This window comes from Vibrio sp. S234-5 (assembly GCF_000960595.1).
GTDB lineage: Bacteria > Pseudomonadota > Gammaproteobacteria > Enterobacterales > Vibrionaceae > Vibrio.
In genome coordinates this window covers 115,624-136,706 of sequence record NZ_JZAM01000295.1, presented here as the reverse complement: position 1 = coordinate 136,706, position 21,083 = coordinate 115,624, and the positions used below count along the sequence as shown (strand labels likewise).

36 protein-coding genes and 1 pseudogene are annotated in these 21,083 nt (G+C 47.0%); 32 read left to right on the top strand and 5 right to left on the bottom strand.

The annotated features are described in order from the left end of the window. The 31 genes and pseudogenes from tuf to rplQ all read left to right on the top strand — a co-directional run. A pseudogene (gene tuf / locus UF06_RS24980) lies at positions 1-143 on the top strand (elongation factor Tu); the annotation flags it as partial. A gap of 321 nt (positions 144-464) precedes the next feature. Then, positions 465-653 (top strand): (2Fe-2S)-binding protein, encoded by a 189-nt coding sequence (locus tag UF06_RS24975; protein WP_039440300.1) that lies wholly within the window; start codon positions 465-467, stop codon positions 651-653. Positions 654-731: 78 nt separating this feature from the next. Beyond that, positions 732-1,205, top strand: coding sequence for a bacterioferritin (bfr, locus tag UF06_RS18575; RefSeq protein WP_045571754.1), 474 nt, complete (start codon positions 732-734; stop codon positions 1,203-1,205). A 453-nt stretch (positions 1,206-1,658) separates the two neighbouring features. After that, a complete protein-coding gene (rpsJ, locus tag UF06_RS18570) occupies positions 1,659-1,970 on the top strand; it encodes a 30S ribosomal protein S10 (protein WP_004410492.1) in 312 nt (103 codons plus the stop codon). Between the two features lie 14 nt (positions 1,971-1,984). After that, a complete protein-coding gene (gene rplC, locus UF06_RS18565) occupies positions 1,985-2,614 on the top strand; it encodes a 50S ribosomal protein L3 (protein WP_045571753.1) in 630 nt (209 codons plus the stop codon). 16 nt (positions 2,615-2,630) lie between these two features. Beyond that, positions 2,631-3,233, top strand: a complete 603-nt coding sequence (gene rplD, locus UF06_RS18560; protein ID WP_039431099.1) for a 50S ribosomal protein L4 — start codon at positions 2,631-2,633, stop codon at positions 3,231-3,233. After that, positions 3,230-3,532, top strand: a complete 303-nt coding sequence (gene rplW / locus UF06_RS18555; RefSeq protein ID WP_039440295.1) for a 50S ribosomal protein L23 — start codon at positions 3,230-3,232, stop codon at positions 3,530-3,532. Before rplD ends, rplW begins: the two co-directional genes overlap by 4 nt. Before the next feature lie 16 nt (positions 3,533-3,548). Then, the gene (gene rplB, locus UF06_RS18550) at positions 3,549-4,373 is read left to right on the top strand and encodes a 50S ribosomal protein L2 (RefSeq protein ID WP_045571752.1); all 825 of its coding nucleotides are present in this window, start codon (positions 3,549-3,551) and stop codon (positions 4,371-4,373) included. A 21-nt stretch (positions 4,374-4,394) separates the two neighbouring features. Continuing rightward, complete coding sequence (gene rpsS, locus UF06_RS18545; protein ID WP_011078827.1) at positions 4,395-4,673, top strand: 30S ribosomal protein S19; 279 nt, start codon at positions 4,395-4,397, stop codon at positions 4,671-4,673. A gap of 10 nt (positions 4,674-4,683) precedes the next feature. Further along, positions 4,684-5,016: a 50S ribosomal protein L22 gene (gene rplV / locus UF06_RS18540; RefSeq protein WP_005528535.1), complete on the top strand. Its 333-nt coding sequence runs from the start codon at positions 4,684-4,686 to the stop codon at positions 5,014-5,016. 18 nt (positions 5,017-5,034) lie between these two features. Beyond that, complete coding sequence (gene rpsC, locus UF06_RS18535; RefSeq protein WP_045571751.1) at positions 5,035-5,736, top strand: 30S ribosomal protein S3; 702 nt, start codon at positions 5,035-5,037, stop codon at positions 5,734-5,736. Positions 5,737-5,747: 11 nt separating this feature from the next. Further along, on the top strand, positions 5,748-6,158 hold the full coding sequence (rplP, locus tag UF06_RS18530; RefSeq protein ID WP_000941218.1) for a 50S ribosomal protein L16: 411 nt from the start codon (positions 5,748-5,750) through the stop codon (positions 6,156-6,158). Continuing rightward, on the top strand, positions 6,158-6,349 hold the full coding sequence (gene rpmC, locus UF06_RS18525; protein WP_004410456.1) for a 50S ribosomal protein L29: 192 nt from the start codon (positions 6,158-6,160) through the stop codon (positions 6,347-6,349). Before rplP ends, rpmC begins: the two co-directional genes overlap by 1 nt. Continuing rightward, the gene (gene rpsQ / locus UF06_RS18520) at positions 6,349-6,603 is read left to right on the top strand and encodes a 30S ribosomal protein S17 (RefSeq protein WP_045571750.1); all 255 of its coding nucleotides are present in this window, start codon (positions 6,349-6,351) and stop codon (positions 6,601-6,603) included. The genes rpmC and rpsQ overlap by 1 nt, the downstream gene beginning before the upstream one ends. 163 nt (positions 6,604-6,766) lie before the next feature. Then, positions 6,767-7,138 carry a 50S ribosomal protein L14 gene (gene rplN, locus UF06_RS18515; protein WP_039431069.1) on the top strand — a complete coding sequence of 124 codons (372 nt, stop codon included), beginning with the start codon at positions 6,767-6,769 and terminating at the stop codon, positions 7,136-7,138. Between the two features lie 14 nt (positions 7,139-7,152). After that, positions 7,153-7,470 (top strand): 50S ribosomal protein L24, encoded by a 318-nt coding sequence (rplX, locus tag UF06_RS18510; protein WP_045571749.1) that lies wholly within the window; start codon positions 7,153-7,155, stop codon positions 7,468-7,470. Between the two features lie 26 nt (positions 7,471-7,496). Next, positions 7,497-8,036: a 50S ribosomal protein L5 gene (gene rplE / locus UF06_RS18505; RefSeq protein WP_039431067.1), complete on the top strand. Its 540-nt coding sequence runs from the start codon at positions 7,497-7,499 to the stop codon at positions 8,034-8,036. A 17-nt stretch (positions 8,037-8,053) separates the two neighbouring features. Further along, positions 8,054-8,359 (top strand): 30S ribosomal protein S14, encoded by a 306-nt coding sequence (gene rpsN / locus UF06_RS18500; RefSeq protein ID WP_039431064.1) that lies wholly within the window; start codon positions 8,054-8,056, stop codon positions 8,357-8,359. Positions 8,360-8,388: 29 nt separating this feature from the next. Beyond that, entirely contained in the window at positions 8,389-8,781 is a 393-nt protein-coding gene (gene rpsH, locus UF06_RS18495; protein WP_039440281.1) for a 30S ribosomal protein S8, read from the top strand. Between the two features lie 12 nt (positions 8,782-8,793). Continuing rightward, the gene (gene rplF, locus UF06_RS18490) at positions 8,794-9,327 is read left to right on the top strand and encodes a 50S ribosomal protein L6 (protein ID WP_045571748.1); all 534 of its coding nucleotides are present in this window, start codon (positions 8,794-8,796) and stop codon (positions 9,325-9,327) included. 9 nt (positions 9,328-9,336) lie between these two features. Continuing rightward, the gene (gene rplR, locus UF06_RS18485) at positions 9,337-9,690 is read left to right on the top strand and encodes a 50S ribosomal protein L18 (RefSeq protein WP_000358092.1); all 354 of its coding nucleotides are present in this window, start codon (positions 9,337-9,339) and stop codon (positions 9,688-9,690) included. 14 nt (positions 9,691-9,704) lie between these two features. Continuing rightward, positions 9,705-10,208 (top strand): 30S ribosomal protein S5, encoded by a 504-nt coding sequence (rpsE, locus tag UF06_RS18480; RefSeq protein ID WP_011078816.1) that lies wholly within the window; start codon positions 9,705-9,707, stop codon positions 10,206-10,208. A 7-nt stretch (positions 10,209-10,215) separates the two neighbouring features. Then, positions 10,216-10,392 carry a 50S ribosomal protein L30 gene (rpmD, locus tag UF06_RS18475; protein ID WP_005379565.1) on the top strand — a complete coding sequence of 59 codons (177 nt, stop codon included), beginning with the start codon at positions 10,216-10,218 and terminating at the stop codon, positions 10,390-10,392. A gap of 5 nt (positions 10,393-10,397) precedes the next feature. Continuing rightward, positions 10,398-10,832, top strand: coding sequence for a 50S ribosomal protein L15 (rplO, locus tag UF06_RS18470; protein ID WP_045571747.1), 435 nt, complete (start codon positions 10,398-10,400; stop codon positions 10,830-10,832). Positions 10,833-10,852: 20 nt separating this feature from the next. Further along, positions 10,853-12,187, top strand: a complete 1,335-nt coding sequence (gene secY, locus UF06_RS18465; RefSeq protein WP_039431014.1) for a preprotein translocase subunit SecY — start codon at positions 10,853-10,855, stop codon at positions 12,185-12,187. Positions 12,188-12,228: 41 nt separating this feature from the next. Next, on the top strand, positions 12,229-12,342 hold the full coding sequence (rpmJ, locus tag UF06_RS18460; protein ID WP_000868186.1) for a 50S ribosomal protein L36: 114 nt from the start codon (positions 12,229-12,231) through the stop codon (positions 12,340-12,342). Positions 12,343-12,489: 147 nt separating this feature from the next. Further along, positions 12,490-12,846: a 30S ribosomal protein S13 gene (gene rpsM, locus UF06_RS18455; RefSeq protein ID WP_039430953.1), complete on the top strand. Its 357-nt coding sequence runs from the start codon at positions 12,490-12,492 to the stop codon at positions 12,844-12,846. 18 nt (positions 12,847-12,864) lie between these two features. Further along, positions 12,865-13,254 carry a 30S ribosomal protein S11 gene (gene rpsK / locus UF06_RS18450; RefSeq protein WP_001118870.1) on the top strand — a complete coding sequence of 130 codons (390 nt, stop codon included), beginning with the start codon at positions 12,865-12,867 and terminating at the stop codon, positions 13,252-13,254. Between the two features lie 27 nt (positions 13,255-13,281). Further along, complete coding sequence (gene rpsD / locus UF06_RS18445; protein WP_039430781.1) at positions 13,282-13,902, top strand: 30S ribosomal protein S4; 621 nt, start codon at positions 13,282-13,284, stop codon at positions 13,900-13,902. Positions 13,903-13,926: 24 nt separating this feature from the next. Beyond that, positions 13,927-14,919 (top strand): DNA-directed RNA polymerase subunit alpha, encoded by a 993-nt coding sequence (gene rpoA / locus UF06_RS18440; RefSeq protein WP_045571746.1) that lies wholly within the window; start codon positions 13,927-13,929, stop codon positions 14,917-14,919. A gap of 26 nt (positions 14,920-14,945) precedes the next feature. After that, complete coding sequence (gene rplQ / locus UF06_RS18435; RefSeq protein WP_045571745.1) at positions 14,946-15,329, top strand: 50S ribosomal protein L17; 384 nt, start codon at positions 14,946-14,948, stop codon at positions 15,327-15,329. Positions 15,330-15,578: 249 nt separating this feature from the next. On the opposite strand, the gene UF06_RS18430 is transcribed toward rplQ, so the two are convergent. Continuing rightward, on the bottom strand, positions 15,579-16,199 hold the full coding sequence (locus tag UF06_RS18430) for an FKBP-type peptidyl-prolyl cis-trans isomerase (RefSeq protein WP_045571744.1): 621 nt from the start codon (positions 16,197-16,199) through the stop codon (positions 15,579-15,581). 230 nt (positions 16,200-16,429) lie between these two features. On the opposite strand from UF06_RS18430, the gene UF06_RS18425 reads away from it, so the two are divergent. Continuing rightward, positions 16,430-16,993: a LysM-like peptidoglycan-binding domain-containing protein gene (locus UF06_RS18425; RefSeq protein ID WP_045571743.1), complete on the top strand. Its 564-nt coding sequence runs from the start codon at positions 16,430-16,432 to the stop codon at positions 16,991-16,993. Between the two features lie 4 nt (positions 16,994-16,997). Here the strand turns inward: UF06_RS18425 and UF06_RS18420 are convergent, their stop codons facing one another. The 4 genes from UF06_RS18420 to cpdB all read right to left on the bottom strand — a co-directional run bounded on the left by UF06_RS18420 (position 16,998) and on the right by cpdB (position 20,997). Then, the gene (locus tag UF06_RS18420; protein WP_045571742.1) at positions 16,998-17,867 is read right to left on the bottom strand and encodes a DMT family transporter; all 870 of its coding nucleotides are present in this window, start codon (positions 17,865-17,867) and stop codon (positions 16,998-17,000) included. Between the two features lie 3 nt (positions 17,868-17,870). Next, positions 17,871-18,320 (bottom strand): GNAT family N-acetyltransferase, encoded by a 450-nt coding sequence (locus tag UF06_RS18415; RefSeq protein ID WP_045571761.1) that lies wholly within the window; start codon positions 18,318-18,320, stop codon positions 17,871-17,873. Between the two features lie 71 nt (positions 18,321-18,391). Further along, positions 18,392-18,964 (bottom strand): Crp/Fnr family transcriptional regulator, encoded by a 573-nt coding sequence (locus tag UF06_RS18410; RefSeq protein ID WP_045571741.1) that lies wholly within the window; start codon positions 18,962-18,964, stop codon positions 18,392-18,394. A 71-nt stretch (positions 18,965-19,035) separates the two neighbouring features. Then, the gene (cpdB, locus tag UF06_RS18405) at positions 19,036-20,997 is read right to left on the bottom strand and encodes a 2',3'-cyclic-nucleotide 2'-phosphodiesterase (protein WP_045571740.1); all 1,962 of its coding nucleotides are present in this window, start codon (positions 20,995-20,997) and stop codon (positions 19,036-19,038) included. Positions 20,998-21,083: the final 86 nt, after the last annotated feature.

The window sequence follows — 21,083 nt, the reverse complement described above, 5'->3', positions numbered from 1 at the left end:
TAGAAATGGTAATGCCAGGCGACAACATCAAGATGATTGTTGAGTTGATCGCACCAATCGCGATGGACGAAGGTCTACGTTTCGCGATCCGTGAAGGCGGCCGTACAGTAGGTGCTGGTGTTGTTGCTAAGATCTTCGCTTAATTCTTTGAGTTAAACGGAATCTTGCACTCTTCTTCAATTTGAAGAACAGCGCACAGGAAAAGAGGAAGCTTTGGCTTCCTCTTTTCATTTTAGTTATAAAAAAATCTACGCATCCTTCTGTGCATTGCATATAGATATTCAACATTTTCAATCTGTTAACTAGATGTATAAACACGAACAACCAGCCTAAGTGAAACCGTGTGGTTTCCACTGCCAATCTTAATAACAATTGGATCTATCTAGCATATCAAATAAGACTGGTAACAAGAATGATTCTCTTTTATTATTGGTGGGTGTTATAAATTACGTTTGTGTTTGTATATGTACGTTTGCTTATGCCACGGTGTTTCAGATAAGAAGATTCGTCAACTTGTGCTGGAAGAAGGCGTGACGGATATTAGAGGGATAAAAAAGTGCACAGCGCTGGGAAGTCAGTGTGGTAAGTGTGTGCGAACCGCTAAAGAAGTGATAAACGAAATCGTGCCCGTTCTCTACAGAGAGGCGAGTTAGAATAGATAGGTGTTGAGTTTTTTTGACTCCTCCATATCTGGTTCTACAGTTAATAGAGCCAAAGAGGAGGGCTATGTCATGAAAGGCGATCCAATCATCATTCAACATCTCAACAAAGTACTCGGCAACGAGCTTGTCGCTATCAATCAGTACTTTCTTCACGCTCGCATGTATAAAGACTGGGGCTTAAAACACTTAGCGGACAAAGAGTACCACGAATCGATTGACGAGATGAAACACGCAGATCATCTTATCGAGCGGATCTTATTCTTAGAAGGGCTCCCCAATCTACAAGACCTTGGTAAACTCATGATCGGAGAGAATACTCAAGAGATGCTTGAGTGTGACCTAAAGCTTGAGATGATGGCAATCCCCGATCTAAAAGATGCCATAGCCTACGCGGAAGATACCAGAGATTATGTGTCCCGAGATCTGTTCCAAGAAATATTGGAAGATGAAGAAGAGCATGTCGACTGGCTAGAAACGCAGCTTGGTTTAATCCAAATGACTGGACTAGAAAATTACTTACAGGCTCAGTTTGTCGAAGAATAACTGAACTCTAACTTCTATTTATGATAGGGGCTAGACGATTTCAAAAATTTGTAAACATCAGGCAGCGCCTTTTACCATCTAGGTGATGCCTTTTTTCTAGTTCTCACACTAATCCCTATCTATTCAACGTTTATTTTTCAAACGGCACTTGCAAGCTATTTTGTTATCTGTATAATCCATCGCACTGACTTGTTCAGTTGTGAACCAATGAGCAGCGAGGAGCTAACGAACCTTAACGGTTTGAAAGGTAACGTATACTCAGCTTATGTTCGCAGTTAATACAATTAGCAAACACCTTCACTTGTGATAGTTGAATGCTAATCGAAAATTAACTGACAATGTGCCCAATTGAGGCACTACGGTTTCACATAAATCAATCGGCATTCTCTCGCCATATGCGAGTCTGAGTGGCGATATTGTTTGTGTAATTTTTAATAATTGGAGCTCTGTCTCATGCAGAACCAACGTATCCGTATCCGCCTAAAAGCTTTCGATTACAAACTAATCGATGCTTCTACCGCGGAAATCGTTGAAACAGCTAAGCGCACTGGCGCACAGGTTCGTGGTCCAATCCCACTACCTACTCGTAAAGAGCGTTTCACCGTTCTTATCTCTCCACACGTTAACAAGAAAGCTCGTGACCAGTACGAAATCCGTACTCACAAGCGTCTAATCGACATCGTTGAGCCAACAGATAAAACTGTTGATGCTCTGATGCGTCTAGACCTTGCTGCAGGCGTTGACGTTCAAATTAGCCTAGGTTAAGGGAGATTAGAAGAATGATTGGTCTAATCGGTCGTAAAGTGGGCATGACCCGCGTATTTACTGAAGAAGGCGTTTCTATCCCAGTAACAGTTGTTGAGGTTGAAGCGAACCGTGTTGCTCAAGTTAAATCTCTTGAGTCTGACGGCTATGCAGCAATCCAAGTTACTACTGGTTCTAAGAAAGCTAACCGTGTAACTAAGCCAGAAGCTGGTCACTTTGCGAAAGCGGGTGTAGAAGCTGGTCGCGGTCTTTGGGAATTCCGCTTAGAAAACGGCGAAGAGTTCGAAGTTGGTGCAGAACTAACTGTTGAATTGTTCAACGAAATTAAGAAAGTAGACGTTACTGGTACATCTAAGGGTAAAGGTTTCCAAGGCACTGTTAAGCGCTGGAACTTCCGCACTCAAGATATGACTCACGGTAACTCATTGTCTCACCGTGCTCCTGGTTCTATCGGTCAATGTCAGACTCCAGGTCGCGTATTTAAAGGCAAGAAAATGGCAGGTCACATGGGTGCTGAGCGTGTAACGACTCAAAACCTAGAGATCGTACGAGTTGACGCTGAGCGCAATCTGCTTCTTATTAAAGGTGCAGTCCCTGGCGCAACCGGCGGTAACGTGATCGTCAAACCAGCTGTTAAAGCATAACGTCTAGGAGTAAGTAATGGAATTGATGGTTAAAGGTGCTAACGCACTAACTGTTTCCGAAACTACTTTCGGACGTGAGTTCAACGAAGCTCTTGTACACCAAGTAGTTGTTGCGTACGCAGCAGGTGCTCGTCAAGGCACTCGTGCTCAAAAGACACGTTCAGAAGTTTCTGGCGGTGGTGCTAAACCATGGCGTCAAAAAGGTACTGGCCGTGCACGTGCTGGTACAATTCGTAGCCCAATCTGGCGTACAGGTGGTGTTACTTTTGCTGCGAAACCACAGGATCACAGCCAAAAAGTAAACAAGAAAATGTACCGTGGTGCGATGAAGAGCATTCTTTCTGAGCTAGTTCGTCAAGAGCGTCTAATCGTTGTTGATAACTTCTCAGTAGAAGCACCAAAGACAAAAGAGCTAGTAGCTAAGCTTAAAGAACTTGAGCTTAACGATGTACTCATCGTTACTGGCGAAGTAGACGAGAATCTATTCTTAGCTGCTCGTAACCTATACAAAGTTGACGTGCGTGACGCATCTGGTATCGATCCAGTAAGCCTAATCGCGTTTAACAAGGTTCTAATGACTGCAGCAGCAGTTAAGCAAGTTGAGGAGATGCTGGCATGATCACTGAAGAGCGTCTACTAAAAGTTCTACGTGCACCGCACATCTCTGAAAAAGCAACTATGGCTGCTGAGAAAGCGAACACTATCGTTTTCAAAGTAGCGAAAGATGCAACTAAGAAAGAGATCAAAGCAGCTGTAGAAAAGCTATTTGAAGTTGAAGTTAAGTCTGTAAATACTCTTATCACTAAGGGTAAGACCAAGCGTCAAGGTCTACGCCAAGGCCGTCGTTCAGACGTGAAGAAAGCGTACGTGACGTTGAAAGAAGGTCAAGATCTTGACTTCGTTGGCGGCGCGGAATAACAGGAGTAGTTGAATAATGGCTATTGTTAAATGTAAGCCGACTTCGGCTGGTCGTCGTCACGTTGTTAAAATCGTAAATGCTGACCTGTACAAAGGTAAGCCATACGCACCTCTTCTAGAGAAAAACTCTAAGAATGGTGGTCGTAACAACAACGGTCGTATCACAGTACGTCACATCGGTGGCGGTCACAAGCACCACTACCGTGTAGTTGACTTCAAACGTACTAAAGATGGCATCCCAGCGAAAGTTGAGCGTCTAGAATACGATCCAAACCGTAGCGCAAACATCGCTCTAGTTCTGTACGCAGACGGTGAGCGTCGTTACATCATTGCACCAAAAGGTTTGCAAGCGGGTGACGTTATCCAATCTGGCGTTGATGCGCCGATTAAAGCGGGTAACACTCTACCAATGCGCAATATCCCAGTGGGTTCTACCGTTCACTGTGTTGAACTAACTCCTGGTAAAGGTGCACAGTTGGCTCGTTCAGCGGGTGCTTACGCTCAGCTAGTAGCTCGTGATGGTTCTTACGTAACTATCCGTCTGCGTTCTGGCGAAATGCGTAAAGTTCTTTCTGAAGGCCGCGCAACTATCGGTGAAGTTGGTAACTCTGAGCACATGCTTCGTGAGCTTGGTAAAGCGGGTGCATCTCGCTGGCGCGGTGTTCGTCCAACCGTTCGCGGTGTGGTAATGAACCCGGTTGACCACCCACACGGTGGTGGTGAAGGTCGTACTTCTGGTGGCCGCCACCCAGTTTCACCTTGGGGTATGCCAACTAAAGGCTACAAGACTCGTAGCAACAAACGCACTGACAAGTACATCGTACGTCGTCGTAACAAGTAATCTATATAAAGAGGAATCGCCATGCCACGTTCTCTCAAGAAAGGTCCATTTATTGACCTACACTTGCTGAAGAAGGTAGAGAAAGCGGTGGAAAGCGGAGACAAAAAGCCACTTAAGACTTGGTCCCGTCGTTCAATGATCATCCCTACGATGATCGGTTTGACCATCGCTGTCCATAATGGTCGTCAGCACGTTCCAGTTTTCGTTACCGAAGAAATGATCGGTCACAAACTGGGTGAATTCGCACCAACACGTACTTACCGCGGTCACGCTGCGGATAAGAAAGCTAAGAAGCGTTAAGGGGTAAATAATGGAAGCTATTGCTAAACATAACTTTGCTCGCATTTCGCCTCAGAAAGCTCGCTTAGTTGCGGATCTAATTCGTGGTAAATCTGTTGACCAAGCTCTTGAAATCCTAACTTTCAGCAACAAAAAAGCGGCTGTACTAGTTAAGAAAGTTCTAGAGTCTGCTATCGCTAACGCGGAGCACAACGAAGGTGCGGATATTGACGATCTGAATGTCGCAAAAATCTTTGTAGATGAAGGCCCAACCATGAAGCGTATTATGCCTCGTGCTAAAGGTCGTGCGGATCGTATCTTGAAGCGTTCAAGCCACATCACTGTTGTTGTAGCAGATCGCTAGAGACTAGGAGAGTAAGCAATGGGTCAAAAAGTACATCCTAATGGTATTCGTCTAGGCATCGTTAAGCCTTGGAATGCTACATGGTTTGCTAACACCAAAGATTTCGCTGACAACCTAGACGGCGACTTCAAGGTACGTCAGTTCCTAACTAAAGAACTGGCTAAAGCGTCTCTATCACGCATCGTTATCGAGCGTCCTGCTAAGAGCATCCGTGTGACTATTCACACTGCTCGCCCAGGTGTTGTCATTGGTAAGAAAGGTGAAGACGTAGAGAAACTACGCACAGCTGTAGCAAAAATTGCAGGTGTACCAGCGCAAATTAATATCGCTGAAGTACGTAAGCCTGAACTAGATGCGCAACTTGTTGGTGACAGCATCGCCTCTCAGCTAGAGCGTCGTGTAATGTTCCGTCGTGCGATGAAGCGCGCGGTACAAAACGCAATGCGTCTAGGTGCTAAGGGTATCAAAGTGGAAGTAAGCGGTCGTCTAGGCGGCGCTGAAATCGCACGTTCTGAGTGGTACCGTGAAGGCCGTGTGCCTCTACACACTCTACGTGCAGACATTGATTACGCAACTTCTTCGGCTCACACCACTTACGGTGTAATCGGCATTAAAGTTTGGATCTTCAAAGGTGAGATTCTAGGCGGTATGCCAGCAGCAACTGAAGCTGCAGAGCCAAAGGCTGACAAGCCTAAGAAGCAGCGTAAAGGCCGTAAGTAAGGAGTCGACAGATGCTACAACCTAAACGTACTAAGTTCCGTAAGGTTCAGACTGGTCGTAACCGTGGTCTAGCAAAAGGTACAGAAGTAAGCTTCGGCTCTTTTGGTCTTAAAGCTGTTGGCCGTGGTCGTCTGACTGCTCGTCAAATCGAAGCTGCACGTCGTGCTATGACGCGCCATATCAAGCGTCAAGGTAAAATCTGGATCCGTGTGTTCCCAGATAAACCAATCACTGAAAAACCACTTGAAGTTCGTCAAGGTAAGGGTAAAGGTAACGTTGAGTACTGGGTAGCCCAAATCCAACCTGGTAAGGTTATGTACGAAGTTGATGGTGTACCTGAAGAATTGGCGCGTGAAGCGTTCCGCCTAGCGGCTCGTAAACTGCCATTCAAGACTACATTTGTAACTAAGCAGGTGATGTGATGAAAGCACAAGATCTACGCGAAAAGAGCGTTGAAGAGCTTAACGCTGAGCTATTGAATTTGCTACGTGAACAGTTCAACTTGCGCATGCAAGCAGCAACTGGTCAACTACAGCAAACTCATACTCTGAAAGCTGTACGCCGTGATATCGCACGTGTGAAAACTGTTTTGACTGAGAAGGCAGGCGCATAATGAGCGACAAAATTCGTACCCAGCAAGGTCGTGTTGTTAGTGACAAAATGGACAAGTCTATTGTTGTTGCTATCGAGCGCATGGTGAAGCACCCTATCTACGGTAAATTCGTTAAGCGCACGACTAAAGTTCACGCACACGACGAAAACAACGAATGTGGCACTGGCGACACCGTTGAAATTCGTGAGTGTCGTCCACTGTCTAAGACTAAGTCTTGGACTTTGGTGAAAGTTGTAGAAAAGGCGAAGATTTAATCTTACCTCTTCTGTGAACGCGAACGGCTCCAAAATTATTTTTTGGAGCCGTTTATTTTTTGACTACCCAATCACAAAAAAGGGTGGTACAATTCGCGTCCCTTATAAAGAGGCAGCCCGACCCGAGAGGGTCTAGTTTTTTAATATTTAGCGGAGCACTAACATGATCCAAATGCAAAGTATGCTGGACGCAGCTGATAACTCAGGCGCTCGCAGCGTAATGTGTATTAAGGTTCTGGGTGGCTCTCACCGTCGTTATGCACACATCGGTGACATCATCAAAGTTACTGTTAAGGAAGCAATTCCACGCGGTAAAGTTAAGAAAGGTGATGTACTGAAGGCGGTGGTAGTTCGCACCCGTAAAGGCGTACGTCGTCCAGACGGTTCTGTCATTCGCTTCGACCGAAACGCTTGTGTACTGTTGAACAACAACAGTGAACAACCTATCGGTACACGCATCTTTGGTCCTGTGACTCGCGAACTTCGTGGCGATAAGTTCATGAAGATCGTTTCACTGGCTCCAGAAGTTCTGTAAGGAGCGGCAATATAATGGCAGCTAAAATCCGTCGTAATGACGAAGTAATCGTTCTTGCTGGTAAAGATAAAGGCAAGAAAGGTAAAGTAACTAAGGTTCTAGCAACTGGTAAAGTTATCGTTGAAGGTATCAACCTTGTTAAGAAACACCAGAAACCTGTTCCAGCACTAGGTATCCAAGGCGGTATCGTAGAGCAAGAAGCAGCAATCGACGTTTCTAACGTGGCTATCTTCAACGCAGCAACTGGTAAAGCTGACCGTGTCGGTTTCCGTTTTGAAGATGGCCAAAAGGTTCGTTTCTTCAAGTCAAACGGTGAAACCGTTTCTAACTAATTTAGAAAGTAATTTGGAGTTCTACTATGGCGAAACTGCATGATTACTACAAGTCGTCTGTAGTCGCTGAACTGACCAAACAGTTCGGTTACACAAGCGTCATGCAAGTCCCTAGAATCGAGAAAATCACCCTAAACATGGGTGTTGGCGAAGCTATCAACGACAAAAAACTGCTAGAAAACGCAGCTTCTGATATGGCAACGATCTCTGGTCAAAAGCCTCTTATCACTAAAGCTCGCAAATCTGTTGCAGGTTTCAAAATTCGTGAAGGCTACCCTATCGGTTGTAAAGTAACCTTGCGTGGCGAACGTATGTGGGATTTTATGGAGCGTTTAATCTCTATCGCTCTTCCACGTGTACGTGACTTCCGTGGTGTTAACGCTAAGTCTTTTGACGGTCGCGGTAACTACAGCATGGGCGTTCGCGAGCAAATCATCTTCCCGGAAATCGACTTTGATAAAGTTGATCGTGTACGCGGTCTAGACATCACTATTACGACGTCTGCTGGTACTGATGAGGAAGGCCGTGCTCTGCTGGCTGCCTTTAACTTCCCATTCCGTAAGTAAGGTGAAGGGTTACTGTTATGGCTAAACAATCAATGAAAGCACGTGAAGTGAAACGTGCAAAGCTAGTAGCTAAGTTCGCTGAGAAGCGTGCTTCTCTAAAAGCTATCATCAGCGATGTAAATGCATCAGAAGAAGATCGTTGGAATGCGGTTCTAAAACTGCAAACTCTTCCACGTGATTCAAGTGCGTCACGTCAGCGCAACCGTTGTAACCAAACTGGTCGTCCACACGGTTACCTACGTAAATTCGGTCTGAGCCGTATCAAAGTTCGTGAAGCTTGCATGAAAGGCGAGATTCCTGGACTTCGTAAGGCTAGCTGGTAATTGCCACTTAATCATTTGGAGTAAATCATATGAGCATGCAAGATCCGATTTCGGATATGCTGACCCGTGTTCGTAACGGTCAGGCAGCAAACAAAGTTGCTGTTAAAATGCCTTCTTCAAAGCTGAAAGTTGCAATTGCTGCACTACTTAAAGCTGAAGGCTACATCGCTGACTTCGCTGTTGAAGGCGACGTAAAACCTGAGCTAGAAGTGACTCTTAAGTACTTCCAAGCTAAACCAGTAATCGAGCAACTGAAGCGTGTTTCACGTCCAGGTCTGCGCGTCTACAAGAAGAAAGACGAGCTGCCATCTGTAATGGGTGGTTTAGGTGTTGCTATTGTTTCCACTTCCAAGGGTCTGATGTCAGACCGCGCTGCTCGTAAAGCAGGTCTTGGTGGTGAGATCATCTGCTACGTAGCTTAATAGGAGTAGAATATGTCTCGTGTTGCTAAAGCACCTGTCGCTATTCCAGCTGGCGTAGAGGTGAAACTGAACGGCCAAGAAGTTACTGTAAAAGGTGCTAAAGGTGAACTAACTCGCGTTCTAAACAACGCTGTAGTTATCGCTCAGGAAGAAAACAAGCTAACTTTTGGTCCTCGCGAAGGTGTTGCTAACGCATGGGCTCAAGCAGGTACTGCTCGCGCTCTAGTTAACAACATGGTTGTTGGTGTTACGGAAGGCTTCACTAAGAAGCTAACCCTTAAGGGTGTTGGTTACCGTGCTGCTATCAAAGGTAATGCGGTGGGCCTGACTCTTGGCTTCTCTCACCCAGTTGAGCACGAGTTGCCAGCGGGTATCAAAGCTGAGTGTCCAAGCCAAACTGAGATCGTTCTAACTGGTTGTGACAAGCAGTTGGTAGGTCAAGTTGCGGCAGACATCCGTTCTTACCGCGCGCCTGAGCCTTACAAAGGTAAAGGTATTCGTTACGCAGATGAAAATGTGCGTAGTAAAGAAGCTAAGAAGAAGTAAGGTAACACTATGGATAAGAAAGCATCTCGCATCCGTCGTGCTACACGTGCACGTCGTAAGATTGCAGAACTTGGTGCAACTCGCCTGGTAGTACACCGTACTCCTCGCCACGTTTACGCTCAAGTTATTGCGGCAAACGGCTCTGAGGTTATCGCAGCAGCTTCTACTGTAGAAAAAGCGATCCGTGAGCAAGTGAAATACACTGGTAACATCGATGCGGCTAAAGCAGTGGGTAAAGCTGTAGCAGAGCGCGCTCTTGAGAAAGGCGTAACTGTAGTTGCATTTGATCGTTCTGGTTTCCAATACCACGGTCGAGTAGCGGCGCTAGCAGATTCTGCTCGCGAAGCTGGTCTGAAATTCTAAGGTAGGGTTGGAAGATGGCTAAAGAACAACAAGTTCAAGCGAATGATTTGCAAGAAAAGCTAATCGCAGTTAACCGTGTTTCTAAAACGGTTAAAGGTGGTCGAATCATGAGCTTTACTGCACTAACTGTAGTTGGTGACGGTAATGGTCGTGTGGGTTTCGGTTACGGCAAAGCTCGTGAAGTACCTGCAGCGATCCAAAAAGCAATGGAAAAAGCGCGTCGTAACATGGTTACTATCGCTCTTAACGAAGGCACTCTTCACCACCCAGTGAAAGGTCGCCACTCGGGCTCTAAAGTTTACATGCAGCCTGCTGCAGAAGGTACTGGTGTTATCGCAGGTGGTGCGATGCGTGCAGTACTAGAAGTTGCTGGTGTACACAACGTACTGTCAAAAGCGTACGGTTCTACTAACCCAATCAATATCGTTCGTGCAACGATTGACGCATTAGTAGATGTTAAGTCACCAGAAATGGTTGCTGCTAAACGTGGTCTAACTGTTGAAGCTATTTCGGAGTAAGAACACCATGGCAACTATTAAAGTAACTCAAACTAAAAGCTCAATTGGTCGCCTGCCTAAGCACAAAGCTACTTTGCGCGGTCTAGGTCTTCGTAAAATCAACCACACTGTAGAACTTGAAGATACACCGTGTATTCGCGGTATGATCAACAAGGTTTACTACATGGTTAAAGTTGAGGAGTAATCATAATGCTTTTGAATACTCTATCACCGGCTGCGGGTTCTAAGCCTTCTAAGAAGCGCCTAGGCCGTGGTATCGGTTCAGGCCTCGGTAAAACTGGTGGTCGTGGCCATAAAGGTCAAAAGTCACGTTCTGGCGGAAAAGTTCGTCCAGGTTTTGAAGGCGGTCAAATGCCTCTGAAACAGCGTCTACCTAAGTTCGGTTTCACTTCTCGTAAGAGCCTAGTGGCGGCTGAAGTTCGTCTAGCTGAGCTAGCGAAAGTTTCTGGTGACGTAGTAGATCTAAACAGCCTAAAAGCGGCTAACATCATCACTAAGAACATCGAATTCGTTAAAGTTGTTCTTTCTGGCGAGCTTAGCAAAGCGGTGACTGTGAAAGGTCTGCGTGTGACTAAAGGCGCTAAAGCTGCAATCGAAGCTGCAGGCGGTAAAATCGAGGAATAATCTCGAGGAACGAGGTACAGATGGCTAAAAAACCAGGACAAGATTTTCGTAGTGCTCAGAGCGGCTTAAGTGAACTAAAGTCGCGCTTGTTATTTGTAATTGGTGCACTTTTAGTATTCCGAGCTGGCTCTTTTGTGCCGATTCCTGGTATTGACGCTGCTGTACTTGCCGATTTGTTCGAACAGCAAAAAGGCACCATCGTTGAAATGTTTAACATGTTCTCCGGTGGTGCACTTTCGCGTGCATCTATTTTAGCTCTGGGCATCATGCCGTATATTTCGGCCTCGATTGTTGTCCAGTTGCTAACGGTAGTTCATCCAGCGTTAGCTGAACTCAAGAAAGAGGGTGAAGCAGGCCGTCGTAAGATCAGCCAATATACACGCTACGGCACGCTTGTACTTGCAACTTTCCAAGCTATTGGTATTGCAACTGGCCTACCAAATATGGTCGACAATCTGGTTGTTATCAACCAAACCATGTTTACGCTAATTGCAACCGTAAGTTTAGTAACTGGCACCATGTTCCTAATGTGGTTAGGTGAACAAATTACAGAGCGTGGAATTGGTAACGGTATTTCGTTGCTGATTTTTGCAGGTATTGTTGCTGGATTGCCTCAGGCAATCGGACAAACAATCGAGCAAGCGCGTCAAGGTGAATTGCATGTACTTCTTCTGCTGTTAATTGCAGTGTTGGCGTTTGCAGTCATTTATTTCGTTGTTTTCATGGAGCGTGGTCAACGTCGTATCGTCGTCAACTACGCGAAGCGTCAACAAGGTCGTAAAGTGTTTGCAGCCCAGAGTTCGCATTTGCCATTGAAAATAAATATGGCCGGTGTGATTCCTGCAATTTTCGCATCAAGCATTATTTTGTTCCCAGGAACATTGGCACAATGGTTTGGCCAAAATGGTGAAAGCAGCGCGTTCGGTTGGCTAACCGACGTGTCTTTGGCTTTGAGCCCAGGTCAACCTTTGTATGTCATGCTTTATGCGGCAGCGATTATATTCTTCTGTTTCTTCTACACGGCGTTGGTTTTCAACCCGCGTGAAACAGCAGATAACCTGAAGAAGTCTGGTGCATTCGTACCCGGTATCCGCCCAGGTGAGCAGACAGCCAAATACATTGATAAAGTGATGACGCGTTTGACCTTAGCTGGTGCGCTCTACATTACCTTTATCTGTCTGATTCCGGAGTTCATGATGGTCGCGTGGAACGTTCGTTTCTACTTCGGCGGAACATCACTGCTAATTGTAGTGGTTGTTATCATGGATTTTATGGCACAGGTACAGACACATATGATGTCTCATCAATATGAGTCTGTGTTGAAGAAAGCGAATCTGAAGGGCTATGGCCGTTAATTCGGTAGTAGACTCAGCAGTTTCAATTACGGAGTTTAGCAATGAAAGTTCGTGCTTCCGTTAAAAAAATCTGCCGTAACTGTAAAGTAATCAAGCGTAACGGTGTTGTTCGCGTGATTTGCAGTGAGCCAAAGCACAAGCAGCGCCAAGGCTAATTCAGCAGAAATTTTTACTTGAAATATAAGGTAGTGTCGAGTATATTCCTCGGCCTACCTTTTGCGTGCAAAAGAAGTAGTATCCCGCAGCGTATCCATCACGGGCTTTGCTGCGGATAATTCTTTTATGAAACCTAGGAGTGAATAATGGCCCGTATTGCAGGCATTAACATTCCTGATCAGAAACATGCTGTAATCGCTCTAACTGCGATCTACGGTATCGGCAAAACTCGCTCTAAAGCTATCTTAGCTGAAGTGGGTATTGCTGAAGATGTTAAGATCAGTGAACTAACTGAAGAGCAGATCGATCAACTGCGTGATGGTGTAGCTAAATACACTGTAGAAGGTGATCTACGTCGTGAAGTTTCCATGAACATCAAGCGCCTAATGGATCTTGGCTGTTACCGTGGTCTTCGTCATCGTCGCAGTCTACCTCTACGTGGACAGCGTACTAAAACCAACGCTCGCACCCGTAAGGGTCCGCGTAAGCCGATCAAGAAATAATCGGGAAGGTAGAGTACAATGGCTAAACAACCAACTCGCGCGCGCAAGCGCGTACGCAAGCAAGTTGCGGATGGCGTTGCGCACATCCATGCTTCTTTCAATAACACAATCGTAACTATCACTGACCGTCAAGGTAATGCTCTTGCATGGGCTACTGCAGGTGGTTCAGGTTTCCGTGGTTCTCGTAAGTCTACTCCGTTCGCTGCACAGGTTGCTGCTGAGCGTTGTGCTGAAATGGCTAAAGAATACGGTCTAAAGAACTTGGAAGTTATGGTTAAGGGTCCTGGTCCAGGTCGTGAATCTACTGTTCGCGCACTGAACGCAGCTGGTTTCCGCATCACAAACATCGTTGATGCTACACCAATCCCTCATAACGGTTGTCGTCCACCGAAGAAACGTCGCGTTTAACGTTTCTAGGAAGATTGGAGAAGAATCATGGCAAGATATTTGGGTCCTAAGCTGAAGCTTAGTCGTCGTGAAGGCACTGACTTGTTCCTTAAGTCTGGTGTTCGCGCGATCGATACCAAGTGTAAAATTGATAACGCACCAGGTGTACACGGCGCTCGTCGCGGTCGTCTATCTGAGTATGGCGTTCAGCTTCGTGAGAAGCAAAAAGTACGTCGTATGTACGGCGTTCTAGAAAAACAATTCCGTAACTACTACGCAGAAGCTGCTCGCCTTAAAGGCAACACAGGTGAAAACCTACTTCAGCTTCTTGAAGGTCGTCTTGATAACGTAGTTTACCGTATGGGCTTTGGCGCAACTCGCGCAGAAGCACGTCAGCTAGTTAGCCACAAAGCTATCCTAGTAAACGGTAAAGTTGTAAACGTTCCTTCTTTCAAAGTAGCGGCTAACGACGTTGTTTCAATTCGCGAGAAAGCTAAACAGCAAGCTCGTATTAAAGCGGCTCTAGAAGTTGCTGAACAACGCGAAAAACCAACTTGGATTGAAGTAGATGGCGGCAAGATGGAAGGTACATTCAAGCGTATGCCTGAGCGTTCTGACCTGTCAGCTGACATCAACGAACAATTGATCGTCGAGCTTTACTCTAAGTAAGGTTTAAACTAAAGAGAGGACACAATGCAGGGTTCTGTAACAGAATTTCTTAAGCCACGTCTAGTTGACATTGAACAGATCAGCTCGACCCACGCAAAAGTAACTCTTGAGCCATTAGAGCGTGGTTTCGGCCATACTCTGGGTAATGCACTTCGCCGTATTCTGCTTTCTTCAATGCCTGGTTGTGCAGTGACAGAAGTAGAAATTGAAGGCGTACTTCACGAATACAGCACTAAAGAAGGCGTTCAGGAAGATATTCTTGAAATCCTTCTGAACCTTAAAGGTTTAGCTGTACGCGTTGCCGAAGGCAAAGATGAAGTGTTCATTACACTGAATAAATCAGGCTCGGGCCCTGTGGTTGCAGGTGACATCACCCATGATGGTGATGTAGAGATCGCTAACCCTGAACACGTTATTTGTCACTTAACGGATGACAATGCCGAGATCGCAATGCGTATTAAAGTAGAACGTGGTCGCGGTTATGTTCCAGCTTCAGCGCGTATCCATACAGAAGAAGATGAGCGTCCAATCGGCCGCCTACTTGTCGACGCTACTTTCAGCCCAGTAGACAAAATTGCCTACTCCGTTGAAGCAGCTCGTGTAGAACAGCGTACTGACCTCGATAAGCTTGTTATCGATATGGAAACTAACGGAACTCTTGAACCTGAGGAAGCTATCCGTCGTGCAGCAACAATTCTTGCTGAGCAATTGGATGCATTCGTAGATCTTCGTGATGTGCGTGTTCCTGAGGAGAAAGAAGAGAAGCCAGAATTCGATCCGATCCTACTCCGTCCTGTAGACGATCTTGAACTAACAGTTCGCTCTGCTAACTGTCTGAAAGCAGAAGCGATTCACTACATCGGTGATCTAGTACAACGTACTGAGGTTGAGCTACTTAAAACGCCAAACCTTGGTAAGAAATCTCTTACTGAGATTAAAGACGTACTGGCGTCACGTGGTCTGTCTCTGGGTATGCGCCTGGAAAACTGGCCACCTGCATCAATCGCTGAAGATTAATCGATACTAGTTAGAAGGATTAGGTCATGCGCCATCGTAAGAGTGGTCGTCAACTCAACCGCAACAGCTCACATCGTAAAGCGATGTTTAGCAACATGGCTAGCTCTCTTGTACGTCATGAAGTTATCAAGACTACATTGCCAAAAGCAAAAGAGCTACGTCGCGTAGTTGAGCCTTTGATTACACTAGCTAAGACTGACAGTGTTGCTAACCGTCGTCTTGCGTTTGCACGTACTCGTGACAACGAAGTAGTTGCAAAGCTATTTAACGAACTAGGTCCGCGTTTTGCTGCTCGTCAGGGCGGTTACACTCGTATCCTAAAAGCTGGCTTCCGTGCCGGTGACAAAGCTCCAATGGCTTACATTGAGCTTGTAGATCGCCCAGCTGCTGAAGATACTGCTGCTGAGTAATCAGGTTCGTAAGAACGGAAAAGCCGAGCGATAGCTCGGCTTTTTTGTTGACGTCATACCGAGAGGTTGGCAACAATTTAGCACCTAGCACCTAGCACCTAGCACCTAGCACCTAGCACCTAGCACCTAGCACCTAGCACCTAGCACCTAGCACCTAGCACCTAGCACCTAGCACCTAGCACCTAGCACCTAGCACCTAAAAAAAAGCCGACCGAAGTCAGCTTTTGCTATTTGAGTTGATATCAGTACTTAAACGATATCAAGCAGTTCCACTTCAAAGACTAGGGCTGCAAATGGAGGAATGGATGCGCCAGCGCCACGCTCACCGTAAGCAAGATCGTGTGGGATGTACAGTTTCCATTTTGAACCAACAGGCATCAGTTGCAGTGCTTCTACCCAACCTTTGATCACGCCAGTTACCGGGAACTGTGCAGGCTGGCCGCGAGACACTGAGCTATCAAATACTGTTCCGTCAACAAGCTCACCGTGGTAGTGAACGCGAACGGTTTTGTCTGACGTTGGGATCTCGCCATTACCTTCAGTGATGATTTCATACTGCAGACCAGAGTCTAGAACAGTCACTTCAGAGCGTAGTGCATTGTCTTTTAGGAATGCTTCGCCATCCGCAGCGGCCGCTTTTGCAGCCTCTGCACGTGCCGCTTCTGCACGTGTGTAAAGTTCTTGCAGGGCTTTGTTGATCTCGTCAACCTCGATTGCTGGCATGTCGCCAGTCAGTGCGGTTGCAATACCCGCAGCAATGGCATCTACGTTCAGACCGTCAAGGCCAGAACCAGCAAGTTGTTGACCCATTTGCAGACCAATACCGTAGCTGGCTTTTTGCTCTACTGTTTCAAATTTTATATCAGACATAAAAGTCGCTCTTTTATCGCGTAACAAAGCCTCAAAGGATAACAGTTTCGACCAGAGGTTTAAATCTTTCTACTTCACAACGATGTAACTTATGTGCTGTGATGGCGCTCTTACTCTTGGCGGAATGTCATCTTTTTTACCGTCTACTGACCGAGTTTGAGGGTAATTATCTATACTCTGGTGGTTTGTATTTTTATACTAGGGAACAAAGGGGTTTGGAGAAGTTTGCAATGAATCGTCGTAGAAAGAAGAAGCCACAAACTGACTATTTGGCGCTTGCAAAAGAGAACGTCACCAAAATTGAACTCAAGCCACTGTTTATGCGAGTTCGCCGCTTGTGGTGGTTCCTGCCGATTTTACATCGCCGAGCGATTACTGTGTTAGTGCCGATATTGCTGATTCTTTTGCTTTGGCCGACGAAGAAGCTCGACCCTCAACCTGTGGTAGAAAAAGCGCCGCAACGAGTTGCGCTTGACATCAATACTCGTGGATTAAGTGAACAGCATGATTCACAGCAAAGTGAGAGCAAGTCGGCGATGTGGCAAGAATACTTGGTGCAAAATGGCGATACGCTCGCACAAGTGTTTCGTACGAATCAGCTGGCGATGGGCGATCTGAATGCTTTGGTTAAAATCGAAGGCGCCGACAAACCACTGAGTCACATCAAACAAGGTCAATTGGTCCGATTTAAGCTTAATGAGGCCGGTCAGCTTGATATTTTGCAGTTGGAAAAAGGCAACAGCTCGGTGATGTTCTTTCGTCTTTCTGACGGGGGCTTTAGCCGCAGTAAATAGCTGCCTAGCTTTGATCTAGGCTCCGCCCGTGACGCAGATTGGCAAAGACGCTTTGCCAAGGGAAAAGTGGCAACACAATCAGCAAGATGCCTGCCCAAGTGACACGATCTGGGTATTCGGCGAAAGCATACATGCCAATCAAGGTTACAAACAGCAAGCCCGAGTATTCCGCTAACGCGATTTGTCCGGCGGGTGCTTTTCGATACGCCGCGACCGCGAGGCCGTTATAACCCAAAATGCACACTGAGCTGGCGAATATGTACGCTGCGAGCGTAGGCGTGAGTGGTTGCCAATAGAGCAGCGCCAGCAGCAGGGAGACAGGCAGCGACAGCAGCGTTGTCCACCACAAAGTGGTCACCACCGTCTGCTCAGCGGGCAGTTTTCTCACCAACACATTAAAGAAAGCCAGAGTGAGCGCGGTGCCGAGCGCAAAACAGGCCGCCCAATGAAACTGCGAAGGGCGCAATACCACCAACACACCGACAAATCCCACCAGCGTACCCAGTACTTTTGCGAGCGCGGGCTTCTCTTTGAGTAACCAGACTGACAAGGGCAGCATTAATAGTGGCGCGGCGTAAAATACGGCGTTCGCGGTCGCCAACGGTAAATAGGTAATGGAAACCATCATACAGCCGCTGCCGATCAAGATCAGATGGGCTCGAGCTAAGGTAATGCGCGGCTGGGCCAGTGCTCGTTGTGTTTTGCGCTGCATCAGCCACAGTGGCGTGATCATCAATAGTGAAAATAGCTGCCGGAGAAACATGTATTGAAATGGTGAAACGTTGCCATCAATCAATTTCACCGCGACATCAGATAGGGTTGCCAGCAGGTTGCCGACAACCAATAGGACGATCGCGTAGCTCGCGGGCGTCACTGCTTAAGCTCGCTTCATATCGACATGCGGAATGCCATCTTCCAGATACATCTCGGAAGTGACCACAAAACCGTGCTGCTGGTAGAAAGGTTTGAGGTGTTCCTGCGCGCCGATTTCAATCGCCTCATTCGGCCACAACTGCTGGCAATACATAATCGACTGTTGCATCAGCTGGTGCCCCAAACCGCCACCGCGTGCGTTATGTTTGGTCGCTACACGGCCAATACTGACGCTGTCGTAGGTGGTGCCTGCGGGGAGAAGACGAGTACACGCCACCAGCTCACCGTTTTTATAACCGAGCAAATGATGCACTCCGTGCAGAATATCGTTGCCATCCAGTTCAGGGTAAGGGCAGTTTTGTTCGACCACAAACACGTCGACTCTCAGTTTGAGTAGTTGATACAGTTGAGTGGTTGAAAGCTGTGAGAAAGGCACAAGATGCCATTGGATCATGGTCATGTTTCCCGTTTAACAATAAGAAGCATACTGTACGCCTTGCGTGCGACTTTTGGCATTAACATAAGTTAAAGCTTTTCATCTAGTTGGCGTTTTTTGATCCGGCTTAGGCTCACCGGAGTGATACCCAGATACGCGGCAATTTGTCGGTCACTGAGCCTTTCGAGTAACACGGGAAACAACTGCTTAAACAGATGATACTTTTCCTCTGGGGTGTGCAGTAGCAGGAAACGTTCTTTGCGCTCTTTGTAAATCAATTGGGTTTCGAGCAAGTGGAGATAAAGCGGATGGGCAGAGGCTCGCCAAGCGTGCAAGCTTTCTATGGGAAAGGTGAGTAGATGAACTGGGGTGAGACTTTCCAGCAGAAATGGACTGCCTTGCTCGCGGATCAGGCTTTCAAAGCCGATCATCCAATCGACTTCCCAGTAAAACTCTTTGCTGAACTCTTTGCCTGATTCTGTCAGATAGCAGGCGTGGCAAAGTCCATCCAACAGGAAATAGCAGTGCTGCGGCGCTTCGCCTTGATGGATCAATATGTGCCGAGTCGGTAACTGCAACTCTTTGGCGTTGGCGAGCACGTCTTGAATGGCCTCGTTTGAGAGGTTGAGCTGTTGTAGATATTGAGTGAAACGAGCAACCATAGCGATCCCTAAAAAAACCGCTGCCAAGTGACAGCGGTGTTGAGTTTAAGGATTTCTCTTCGACAGAAAAGTTATTTCTGCAAACTCAAGCGATACACCGCAAAGCCGACCTCATCGGTCGCCACTTGCTCCATTGGGTAAATGCCTTTCGCTTTAATGAACTGCGCCGCTTTGTCGCTCGGTGAAGTTTCAAAGCGGATATCCAGCGCTTTTTCCGACTGAATAGGGGCAAACGTCCAGTTGTTATCGGCGCTTGGGGTCACTTGTCCTTTATCTTGGCTCACACGTGAGATGTAGCTGGCCAGCACACTGCGGTTTTCATCCGGTGAATCAAACGCCACAAATTCCGCGCCAGTACCCGGGAACTTGTTGCTGTACGCGCGGTAGTTGTTGGTCGCGATGATAAACGTCTGTTTCACGTCAATCGGCTTACCTTGATAGGTCAGATCAAGAATGCGCTGCGCTTCTGGATGAATTAGCTTACAGTCACCGTCATATTTAGCGGGCTGCGTAACGTCGATTTGGTAGTTCACGCCATCAATCACATCGAAGTTATAAGTGCGAAACCCATCCCAGTCGATCAAAGATTGCGGCGCGCTGCTGTTGACATCGATCTGCTTGAACTGGCCAGCGCTACACTCCAACCACTCTTTGACTTGCTGCCCGCTGACTTTCATTGCGACCAGCGTGTTCGGGTAGAGATACAGATCGGCGGCGTTACGGAAAGTCAGTTGACCGGACTCCACTTCGGTAAAGTTGGCGGGATCATTCTTACGCCCGCCCGCTTTAAATGGCGCAGCGGCAGAAAGAACGGGCAACCCGGCTAGGTCAGGATCCCCTTGGATAAAGCGCTCGACGTAATCTTTTTGCGCCAAGTTAACGATTTGTACCGTGGGATCGTCCTGCACGAGGGCAAGGAAGCTGTACATCACATCATTGGCTTTACCGATAGGCTGGTTGACAAAATCACGCGTGCCTTTGTGATCGGCGGCAAGCGCATCGACAATCGCGCTGTCGGCGTCAACCAAGGGCTTTTGGCTCGCTTTGTCAAAAATCGGCCGTGCTTGCGTTTGCCCTTTGACCACCGACCATTTACCCTCTTTTTGTTGTAGCTCTAAATCGATGATACCGACATGGCTGCCCCAGCGACCCGGCATCACCGCGGCCACCCCATTAATGGTGCCCTTTTGGTTGTCGACGCCTTGAATATGGTCAAACCCCTTGCCTGGGAAAACCGCGTGCGAGTGGCCAAAGGCAATCGCATCAATGCCTTCGACTTGTGAAAGGTAGTAGACCGAGTTCTCTGCGCCGATTTTGTAAGGGTCGGAAGAGACGCCGGAATGAGGGATAGCAACGATCACATCCGCGCCCTCTTTTTTCATCTGTGGAACTAGGGCTTCGGCGGTCTCACGGATATCTTTGGCAAACACTTTGCCTTCGAGGTTCTTCTTGTCCCACACCATGATCTGCGGTGGCACAAAGCCGATGTAACCGACTTTGATCGTATGTTCTGCGCCATTCACATCTTTAAAGCTGTACTCTTTAATGAGGTAAGGCTTGAAGTAGTGCTTGCCGGTCTTTTGCTCAAACACGTTGGCGTTGATGTAGGGAAAGTTGGCGTCGTTAATGGTTTCGGCGAGAAATTCCAAACCGTAGTTAAACTCATGGTTACCGATATTGCCGACATCGTAGTGCAATTGGTTCATCGCCTTATACACCGGATGAACTTCACCCGCTTTGATGCCCTTGGCTGCCATGTAGTCACCCATCGGGCTACCTTGGATCAAATCACCGTTATCCACCAATACACTATTAGTCACTTCGGCTTGCGCTTGCTTCACCAAAGTGGCGGCACGGGTTAGGCCAATTTGCTGTGAAGGTTTATCTTTGTAGTAGTCGTAGTCCATCACATTGGTGTGAATATCGGTGGTTTCGATGATTCGCAATTGAATGGTTTTGGCCATTGCTGGGCCCGCGATAGCGAGCAGGCTGGTTAAAACGGCCAGAGAGAGAGGGTTCACTGCCACTTTCATTTTTTGCTCCACAAGAGTCAGAGAGGAAGAGTCGGTGATTAATGTAGCAAAATATAATGAAAGCCATATTTAACTTGCTGAAAAAG

Coding starts and splice junctions, on each gene's coding strand:
- UF06_RS24975 (WP_039440300.1), top strand. CDS start 465: ATGTACGTTTGCTTATGCCACGGTGTTTCAGATAAGAAGATTCGTCAA.
- bfr (WP_045571754.1), top strand. CDS start 732: ATGAAAGGCGATCCAATCATCATTCAACATCTCAACAAAGTACTCGGC.
- rpsJ (WP_004410492.1), top strand. CDS start 1,659: ATGCAGAACCAACGTATCCGTATCCGCCTAAAAGCTTTCGATTACAAA.
- rplC (WP_045571753.1), top strand. CDS start 1,985: ATGATTGGTCTAATCGGTCGTAAAGTGGGCATGACCCGCGTATTTACT.
- rplD (WP_039431099.1), top strand. CDS start 2,631: ATGGAATTGATGGTTAAAGGTGCTAACGCACTAACTGTTTCCGAAACT.
- rplW (WP_039440295.1), top strand. CDS start 3,230: ATGATCACTGAAGAGCGTCTACTAAAAGTTCTACGTGCACCGCACATC.
- rplB (WP_045571752.1), top strand. CDS start 3,549: ATGGCTATTGTTAAATGTAAGCCGACTTCGGCTGGTCGTCGTCACGTT.
- rpsS (WP_011078827.1), top strand. CDS start 4,395: ATGCCACGTTCTCTCAAGAAAGGTCCATTTATTGACCTACACTTGCTG.
- rplV (WP_005528535.1), top strand. CDS start 4,684: ATGGAAGCTATTGCTAAACATAACTTTGCTCGCATTTCGCCTCAGAAA.
- rpsC (WP_045571751.1), top strand. CDS start 5,035: ATGGGTCAAAAAGTACATCCTAATGGTATTCGTCTAGGCATCGTTAAG.
- rplP (WP_000941218.1), top strand. CDS start 5,748: ATGCTACAACCTAAACGTACTAAGTTCCGTAAGGTTCAGACTGGTCGT.
- rpmC (WP_004410456.1), top strand. CDS start 6,158: ATGAAAGCACAAGATCTACGCGAAAAGAGCGTTGAAGAGCTTAACGCT.
- rpsQ (WP_045571750.1), top strand. CDS start 6,349: ATGAGCGACAAAATTCGTACCCAGCAAGGTCGTGTTGTTAGTGACAAA.
- rplN (WP_039431069.1), top strand. CDS start 6,767: ATGATCCAAATGCAAAGTATGCTGGACGCAGCTGATAACTCAGGCGCT.
- rplX (WP_045571749.1), top strand. CDS start 7,153: ATGGCAGCTAAAATCCGTCGTAATGACGAAGTAATCGTTCTTGCTGGT.
- rplE (WP_039431067.1), top strand. CDS start 7,497: ATGGCGAAACTGCATGATTACTACAAGTCGTCTGTAGTCGCTGAACTG.
- rpsN (WP_039431064.1), top strand. CDS start 8,054: ATGGCTAAACAATCAATGAAAGCACGTGAAGTGAAACGTGCAAAGCTA.
- rpsH (WP_039440281.1), top strand. CDS start 8,389: ATGAGCATGCAAGATCCGATTTCGGATATGCTGACCCGTGTTCGTAAC.
- rplF (WP_045571748.1), top strand. CDS start 8,794: ATGTCTCGTGTTGCTAAAGCACCTGTCGCTATTCCAGCTGGCGTAGAG.
- rplR (WP_000358092.1), top strand. CDS start 9,337: ATGGATAAGAAAGCATCTCGCATCCGTCGTGCTACACGTGCACGTCGT.
- rpsE (WP_011078816.1), top strand. CDS start 9,705: ATGGCTAAAGAACAACAAGTTCAAGCGAATGATTTGCAAGAAAAGCTA.
- rpmD (WP_005379565.1), top strand. CDS start 10,216: ATGGCAACTATTAAAGTAACTCAAACTAAAAGCTCAATTGGTCGCCTG.
- rplO (WP_045571747.1), top strand. CDS start 10,398: ATGCTTTTGAATACTCTATCACCGGCTGCGGGTTCTAAGCCTTCTAAG.
- secY (WP_039431014.1), top strand. CDS start 10,853: ATGGCTAAAAAACCAGGACAAGATTTTCGTAGTGCTCAGAGCGGCTTA.
- rpmJ (WP_000868186.1), top strand. CDS start 12,229: ATGAAAGTTCGTGCTTCCGTTAAAAAAATCTGCCGTAACTGTAAAGTA.
- rpsM (WP_039430953.1), top strand. CDS start 12,490: ATGGCCCGTATTGCAGGCATTAACATTCCTGATCAGAAACATGCTGTA.
- rpsK (WP_001118870.1), top strand. CDS start 12,865: ATGGCTAAACAACCAACTCGCGCGCGCAAGCGCGTACGCAAGCAAGTT.
- rpsD (WP_039430781.1), top strand. CDS start 13,282: ATGGCAAGATATTTGGGTCCTAAGCTGAAGCTTAGTCGTCGTGAAGGC.
- rpoA (WP_045571746.1), top strand. CDS start 13,927: ATGCAGGGTTCTGTAACAGAATTTCTTAAGCCACGTCTAGTTGACATT.
- rplQ (WP_045571745.1), top strand. CDS start 14,946: ATGCGCCATCGTAAGAGTGGTCGTCAACTCAACCGCAACAGCTCACAT.
- UF06_RS18430 (WP_045571744.1), bottom strand. CDS start 16,199: ATGTCTGATATAAAATTTGAAACAGTAGAGCAAAAAGCCAGCTACGGT.
- UF06_RS18425 (WP_045571743.1), top strand. CDS start 16,430: ATGAATCGTCGTAGAAAGAAGAAGCCACAAACTGACTATTTGGCGCTT.
- UF06_RS18415 (WP_045571761.1), bottom strand. CDS start 18,320: ATGATCCAATGGCATCTTGTGCCTTTCTCACAGCTTTCAACCACTCAA.
- UF06_RS18410 (WP_045571741.1), bottom strand. CDS start 18,964: ATGGTTGCTCGTTTCACTCAATATCTACAACAGCTCAACCTCTCAAAC.
- cpdB (WP_045571740.1), bottom strand. CDS start 20,997: ATGAAAGTGGCAGTGAACCCTCTCTCTCTGGCCGTTTTAACCAGCCTG.